The sequence below is a fragment of the Bacillus sp. JJ1503 genome, from assembly GCF_036965125.1.
Taxonomy (GTDB): Bacteria; Bacillota; Bacilli; order Bacillales; family Cytobacillaceae; genus Cytobacillus.
This window is the reverse complement of the sequence record NZ_JBALOZ010000047.1, coordinates 1-7793: the sequence shown is the minus strand read 5'-3', so window position 1 is coordinate 7793 and position 7793 is coordinate 1. Positions and strand designations below refer to the sequence as shown.

Sequence of the window (7793 nt, the reverse complement as noted above, 5' to 3'; positions counted from 1 at the left end):
TGAACTGTAACCTATAAAGTGGACAGTATAAAAAAGCCCTATTATTAAGTAGCTAACAGATGACTCCGGTATTGTGCCGGAGTCATTTTCTTTAGGCCCCATTGATATCTTCTGTTATTGTATTCATCTATGTACCCAGAGATTAACTCCTTTAGTTCATAGAATGCTTGGCATTTAGAATACTCAACCTCGTCCTTGAGATGCCCAAAGAAAGATTCCATAGGTGCGTTATCCCAACAATTTCCCTTTCGTGACATGGATTGTGTCAGTTTCATTTCCTTAACTCTCTTTTGGTACTCAGGATGAGTATAATACACTCCCTGATCCGAATGAAGGATGGCTTCAGGGTGGAAAAGGTCTCCAATGGAGTCAGAGAGCTTGTCCAAAGTATCATAGACAATCTCCATTCTCAAGGTTTTGGATAAGTGATAAGCTAAAATTTCTCGTGTTGAAGCATCCTTCACGCAGGATAGGTAGGCTGGTTTGCCAGATCCATAAAAAACATAAGTTATATCCGTAAGCAGTACCTTGCCTGGCTCACCCTGATCAAATTCCCTGTTTAAAATGTTAGGGAGTGAACGATGTTCCTGATTCGCCTTGGCTAATTTTTTGTAAGGGTTCATTTGTCTGATCCTTGTGAACAAATTAAACTGCCTCATTATTCTACGGATTTTCTTGTGATTCATCACTACCATATAGTCATTCTCTAAGATCATTTTGATAGTGAGAGCTCCAGCTTTTCCTTTTTTCTCATCGAATATAAACTTGATAAGCTCATAATCCTTTAAATCGGATTCTTGTCTATTTCCCCGTTTGCCTTCAGCCTTTTTCCATGCATAATAGCCACTTCTGCTTACCCCTACCATTTTACAGAGGTAAGTTACCATTTTGGCAAGCTTATACTGGCGTGTTGTTTGTTCAATAAGCATGAACTTCTCAGATGTCTTTATTGTTTCCTCTTCGCCGCCTGCCTTTCGAGTTCTTCTAACTTTTTTAGGAAGTCAAGCTCTGCTTCCAGGTATTTAATTCGAGCTTCAGCCTTTTTCAAACTGTCTTCAAGTGAAAGGGATTTTGAAGAAGGTCTTCCGGTGCTTCCTTTACCTCTACGTTCCGTTGTGAAGCCTTCTTCCCCGAATTCCTTATACGTCTTTCTCCATCTTTTAAGGCATTGTTTAGGTTTTTCAGCCCCAATAACTTTTAAGTCAAAACCATGTTCAATAAAGATTTGTGAAGGACTTTTGCCCTCCAAATTCTCCTTCACTGCCATTGTTTTAAACTCAGGCTTATAAGCAATGGACCGTTCTGATACATGATCCACGTTTGGATTATTCACCAAGATTTTCATCTCTAATTCATTAAAAATTATTTTACTCATTTTGTTCCCCCGATAGTATCTCTGAAATGATTATAATCGGGTTTCTATCCTATGGATATAAAAAACCCGAAAAGGGGACTTTTTTTAATGTCCACTATTCGGGTTATAGTTCAAAGGCAAACTGGATCTTTTTTCTTTTTTGCCGTTCATTATTTGTACAATTCCACTCTCTATGAGTTCAGATTTTCGTTAATTTGTTTCCAACAAACAAAAAATGACCTAAAAATTTGTACTCATTAAATATTCTGATTATTTAGAAAGTATGGGATGATATAGCTAACACAATAATCCATTGTGCAGTCAAAATAGGAGGCGAGAAATACATTGACAACTAATACCAAGTATCGAGTCGGAGTAGACATCGGTGGGACATTTACTGATTTTGTTATTTTAGATCAAGATTCAGGGCATATCACGTTAGAAAAAACACCTACAACTCCAAGAAACCTTTGGGAAGGAATTAGAAACGGATTTGAACTGGCTAACATCGATTTAACTGAAACTTCAATGGTAGTACATGGGACAACGGTAGGTTTAAATTGCTTCTTGGAGAAAAAAGGAGTACGTACTGGAATTATTACAACAAAAGGATTTCGTGATGTTTATGAAATCGGTAGGGTTAATCGGATAGAAATGTATGATTTATATTATAAAAAGCCTGAGCCTCTAGTTCAAAGGGAATACAGAGTGGAGGTAAATGAGCGCTTAGACTCAAATGGTAATGTTATTTCCGCATTAAACAAGGAAGATGTAGTAAAAGCAGCTGAATACTTCAAAAAAGAAGGGATTAAAGCTATAGCTGTATGTCTTCTACACGCATATAACAACCCTGTTCACGAACTTTTGATTGGGGAAATCTTATCGGAGGTATACCCAGATTCTCAAGTCTCTCTTTCTCATCAGTTAGCGAGAGAGTGGAGGGAGTATGAAAGGACAAGTACAACAGTAATAAATGCTTACATCGCTGATAGAGTGGGAAGTTATTTATCGAATATTGAATCAGGTTTGATGGAGCGTGGTTACAAGCGACCATTTTTTGTTAACCAGTCTTCTGGAGGCATAATGTCGGTTAATTCAGCAAAAGCAAAACCAGTTCATACCATAATGTCGGGTCCAGCAGCTGGTGCTGTAAGTTCAGCATATATCGGGAAACTAGCGGGTTTTAATAATGTTATTTCCTTTGATATGGGTGGGACGAGTACTGATGTCAGCCTTACCTACCAGGGAAAGACAAAAGTAACAAATGAATCACAAATTGAGCGACATCCATTGATGGTTCCAATGATTGATATCTATTCCATAGGTGCTGGAGGGGGATCAATTGCTCATATAGACCGTGCCGGATCCTTAAATGTCGGTCCTCAATCGTCCGGTGCTGAACCTGGACCAGCCTGTTATGGTCGGGGTGGCTTCGAACCAACAGTAACGGACGCTAATCTTACTCTTGGTCGAATTCCTAGTCATTTACTTGGAGGAAAAATGGAAATGGATAGGGAAGCCTCAATTAAATCCATTCATCGAATTTCAGATCCTCTTAGCCTAGATGTTGTTACAGGTGCTGCTGGAATACTTCGTATAGTCAACAATAATATGGCTCATGCAATTCGTGCTGTTACAGTTCAGCGTGGACTAGATCCAAAGGAGTTTGTATTATTTGCTTTTGGTGGGGCGGGCCCAATTCATGCATGTGAAGTTGCAGAGGAACTTGGAGTTAAAACAGTAATCGTACCAATGGCACCTGGAACATTTTCTGCTTTGGGAATGTTGCTTAGTGAAGTTCGCCATGACTTTGCACGTACACGATTAGTTAGAACGGAATTATCCGATCCGTTAGAGCTTGAAGAAATATATTCTGAAATGGAACAGGAGTCCATTTCAATTCTAGAAAAAGAAGTGGATCCGGATACACCAATTCGATTCGAAAGGGCTGCTGAAATGCGTTATGTTGGGCAAGAATATACGGTTCGAGTTCCCTTACCAAATGGTCCATTAACAGTAGAAAGAATGATTAAGCTACGCGAGGAATTCAATAGACTTCATGATCAAGCATATGGACATTCATCTGAATCCGAACCAACGGAAATTATCAATCTCCGTTTGGCAGCGTTTGGTTCACTGGGTGAGGTTCAAATTAAGAAGGTTCCAAATGGTGGATCTGAACCGTTAAATAATGCAATCTTAGGAACAACTAAAATTTGTCTAAACCCTACGGATGGATATGTGGAATGTACTGTATATAATCGTGACAATCTTCTTGCCGATAACAAAATTAAAGGGCCTGCTCTTGTTCTTGAAAAAGGCTCAACAACATTTATCACATCTGATTTCGAGGGAATAATTGATCAAATTGGCAATTTACTTTTAACAAGAAAGGAGGACTAACGCATGAAAAATATAAGTATTGAAATAAAAAAAGTAGATCCTATATTAATTGAAGTAATACGTAATGGATTTGTAGCCGCTGCCGATGAAATGAAGATAAACCTGGCACGTACAGCTTACAACCCAATAATATATGAGGTACTTGATTTTAGTGTTGGATTGTTTGACCATAATGGTGACATGGTCTCACAAGCTGCTGGACTACCCATATTTTTAGGAAACCTTCCCCCATCAGTTAAGCAAATAATCTCTGATGTAGGTAAGGAAAACATGGCAGCAGGGGATGTTTATTTAATTAATGACACATACACGGTAGGTACCCACCTAAATGATGTTGTTGTTTGCAGTCCCATTTTCTTAGAAGAGACTAATACCTTAATTGGCTTTGCTGCTAGTCGGGCTCACTGGCTGGATATTGGTGCTGTCTCACCTGGTGGCTGGACAACAGACACGACTGAAATTTACCAGGAGGGGATTCGCCTTCGCTCTATTCAATTGATGAAAAGCGGTGTCATGAACCGTGATGTGTACCAAATTCTACGTGATAATGTACGTTTCACAGATAGTGTAATGGGAGATTTACGTGCACAAATTGCTGCTAGTCATACAGGCGAACGCCGAATGCTTGAAATTGTGAAAAGATATGGTTTGGAAACCGTTCAAGCAGCCATTCAAGAGATGTTCGAAATGGAGGAAAAGGCAACAAGATTAGCAATAGCTTCTATTCCAGATGGAGAGTATAAAGCAGAGGCTTTTATGGATGATGATGGGGTTGGAATTAAGAATCCTAAAGTATGTGTCACTGTCCAAATAAAAGGCGGAGAAATGACAATTGACTTAACTGGGTCTGCAGAACAATGTCTTGGTCCTATAAATTGTGGATACGCTGCCACACTTTCTGGAGCTAGGATTGCCTTGAAGGCAGTAACAAGCCCTCTTAGTCCAGTTAACGAAGGTACATTCCGACCGTTAAACCTTAAGGTACCTGATAATTGTATGTTTAATGCAAAACATCCTGCACCTTCTGCAGTTTATGGTCTCGTTTTAATGACTCTCTGCGATACGATTTTTAAGGCATTGGCAACAGCCATTCCAGAGCGGATTCCTGCTGCCCATTACGGTGATGTGTGTGCTGTATTTATTTTCGGTAATGATCCGAGAACTGGAGTTCCATATTTGCATACGGAAGCTGAAGGTGGAGGATGGGGAGCAAATCCATTCCGTGATGGTGAGAATGTTATGATTGCTATAGCTGACGGAGACACTCGAAACGTTCCTGTAGAAATTATAGAATCTAAATTCCCACTTCATATAGAACGCTATGAAGTTCGTAAAGATTCAGGGGGTCCTGGGAGATATCGGGGAGGATTGGGACATTTTAGAGATTATAAGATTATCAATCATCATGCTAAATTTACAACTACCCAAGAACGATCAGAATGTCCACCTTGGGGATTATTTGGAGGTCAATCAGCTTTGCATAACCGAGTTGTTGTTAATCCAGGTACCGAGGAAGAAGTAATTATACAAAAAGTAACCGGATATTCATTAAAGGAAGGGGATATACTCTCTGTTCAAACTGGTGGCGGAGGTGGCTACGGTGACCCGCTGGATCGAACATCAGAAGAAGTTCTTATAGACGTAAAAAGAGGTTATGTTAGCCTTGATGCAGCTGAGAAATGTTATGGTGTAGTAATTGATCCTATTTCACTCAATATTGATCAAATTGCTACAAATAACAAGCGAAAACAAATAAAATCTATGTCAAAATTTTAACTAACTATAGAAAAAGCGTATCCCTAGGATAGTTTGAGATAACTTTGTATACCAAGCTCATTTCTTTACGATAGCTGATTTTCTGAGCACACTTAAAATTGGCTTTACTATTAACTAATGAGCAAGTAACGTTAACTCACAAAGGCCTTAAACTTTTTTATGGGGCCTAAATTTTAGTAGAGCATTAAAAAGCCCAAACGCTTAGAGATTTATTCAAGCGTTTGGGTTTGATTTTCCAAATTGAAGGTCATCAAGACTTCTATATAACTTCCTTCGTCATTCTTAAACCTCCAAATGTTTAAACAAAAATGCAAAAATATCCGTATGCTCCCCAATGATTTTTTCAACTGGTTTTCCTAATCCATGTCATGCCCCTTTTTCGATTCTCAATAACTCATAAGTCTTTTTAAAAAAAATTGAATCATAAAATGAAGTTTTCACAGTTTTGGTACAGAAATTGCATTAAATATAATGACGTCATTTATTTATATTGAATGGGTGTTTGTAAGTAACATCCTATAAAAAACCCGTTTTCAATCGCTTATCTGTTTAATATTGATATATACCCCCTATCTTTTCTTTTGAAAGGCATACCAAGTTGTATGCCCGTTTTTTTTTTTTTTTGCAAAAAAAACAAAACGCCTATATTCAAGCGTTTTGTTTCATTCACATTATTTTCCTTCAATATACGTCCACTTATAGCTGTACGTTGTATTTGGGAGGGTGACGAATCCTTTTACATATGGTTTTAAAAGGTATGCTTCACTTGCTTGATACATCGGTGAAATAACTACATCTTTTTCAATTAGGATTTGTTCAGCATCTTGGAGATTGTTAAATCGTTCTTCAATACTAGTAAAGTCTACCTGAGCCTTTTTCACGAACTTGTCATAATCAGCACTTACATAGCTTTGCCAGTTGTATGGACCGTCTGAAAGGTGAATTGACATAAAATCAGTTGGATCGGCAATCCCGCTGCGCCAGCCGGAATGGCTCATATCATATTCCTGTTTGCCTTCTAACGCAAGCTTTTGTTTATTAGGCTGTTGGTTGATATTGAGAGTTAATCCTGGTAGGTTCTTTTCGAGTTGGTTCTTAATATATTCTGCTACGGATTTGCGCTGGCCATCATCATAGCTTAAAAATTCTAGTTCAACTTTGTCAGTGCCGAGCTCTTCTAGACCTTTTTGCCAATATTCTTGTGCTTTTTCTATTCCTTCATCGTTAAAGTTTCCGTGTTTGCTCCTGAAATCACTTCCATCTGTAACGGTTACCATTTTTTCAGGAATTAAGTAGTAAGCAGGGATAGAGCCGTTTTTAAGAATCAATTCTGCGGCTTCTTTCTTATTCCAGCCCATATCGATTGCTTTTCGGATATTAACATTGCTTAAATATTTGTTTTGAAGGTTAAAGCGGATAAAATACATTTCCCTTTTTATTATAGATTGAAGATCTGGATTGCCTTGGTAAAGATCAACAAATTCTGATGACAAGTTTGTCATGTCGACAGAACCAGAATCGTACAGATTTACACCAGTAGAAACATCTTTTACAACTTTGAAATTAATTGTTTCAATCTTTACATTACCTGCATCCCAGTAGGTAGGATTTTTCTTAAGCACCCATCCTTCTTCATGTTTCCAAGAATCAAGAATAAAGGGGCCATTATAAATTAAGTATTCTGGTTCTAATGCATAATTGTCGCCTTGCGAATTCAAAAACTCTTCATTTTGCGGGTAGAAAAGAGTATTGTTTAACGTATCTAGAAAATAAGGAATCGCATGTTCTAATTGAACTTCAAGTGTAAAGTCATCAATCGCTTTTACCCCTAGTTCTTCTACCTTACCATAAAGTTCATGGTCATTATTTTGAATTGCTACTGCGTTCACGATACTGTCCATTTCATAGGAGTGGGGTGAAAGGGTGTCTGGATGGAGTGCTCTCTGCCAGGCGAATACAAAATCATGAGCTGTTACTTGTGTACCATTGCTCCATTTTGCATCATCCCGTAAATGAAAAGTGTATGTTTTACCATCGTTGCTAACTTCATGATCCTTCGCTATTCCAGGTACGAGTTTTTGGTCTTGGTCCTCTCGGTACAGACCTTCATAAAGATTTAACATCATCGTGCCTGAAATACCATCGATCACTCCATTTGTTTTTAATGTAGGAATTTCATTCGCTGCATACAAATTTAACGATTGGTCTTCTACATCAGAAGTAGAAGGCTGATTATTCTCAGTTCCTTTTGTTTCTGGTG

The 7793-nt window shown here is 38.3% G+C and carries 4 protein-coding genes; 2 read left to right on the top strand and 2 right to left on the bottom strand.

Going from position 1 to position 7793, the window contains the following annotated elements; genetic code table 11:
* Window positions 1-44 precede the first annotated feature (44 nt).
* Window positions 45-1375, bottom strand: a protein-coding gene (locus V7149_RS04515; RefSeq protein WP_335344458.1) for an IS3 family transposase whose coding sequence is annotated in 2 segments (ribosomal slippage) — window positions 45-988 and window positions 988-1375 — 1332 coding nt in all. Because the reading frame shifts where the segments join, the coding sequence is not laid out codon by codon here.
* Window positions 1376-1699: 324 nt separating this feature from the next.
* On the opposite strand from V7149_RS04515, the gene V7149_RS04510 reads away from it, so the two are divergent.
* Together V7149_RS04510 and V7149_RS04505 are read left to right on the top strand one after the other, a co-directional pair.
* A complete protein-coding gene (locus tag V7149_RS04510; protein WP_335344457.1) occupies window positions 1700-3757 on the top strand; it encodes a hydantoinase/oxoprolinase family protein in 2058 nt (685 codons plus the stop codon).
* A gap of 3 nt (window positions 3758-3760) precedes the next feature.
* Window positions 3761-5533 (top strand): hydantoinase B/oxoprolinase family protein, encoded by a 1773-nt coding sequence (locus V7149_RS04505; RefSeq protein ID WP_335344456.1) that lies wholly within the window; start codon window positions 3761-3763, stop codon window positions 5531-5533.
* A 671-nt stretch (window positions 5534-6204) separates the two neighbouring features.
* On the opposite strand, the gene V7149_RS04500 is transcribed toward V7149_RS04505, so the two are convergent.
* A partial coding sequence (locus V7149_RS04500; RefSeq protein WP_335344455.1) for a peptide ABC transporter substrate-binding protein occupies window positions 6205-7793 on the bottom strand: 1589 nt, incomplete at its 5' end.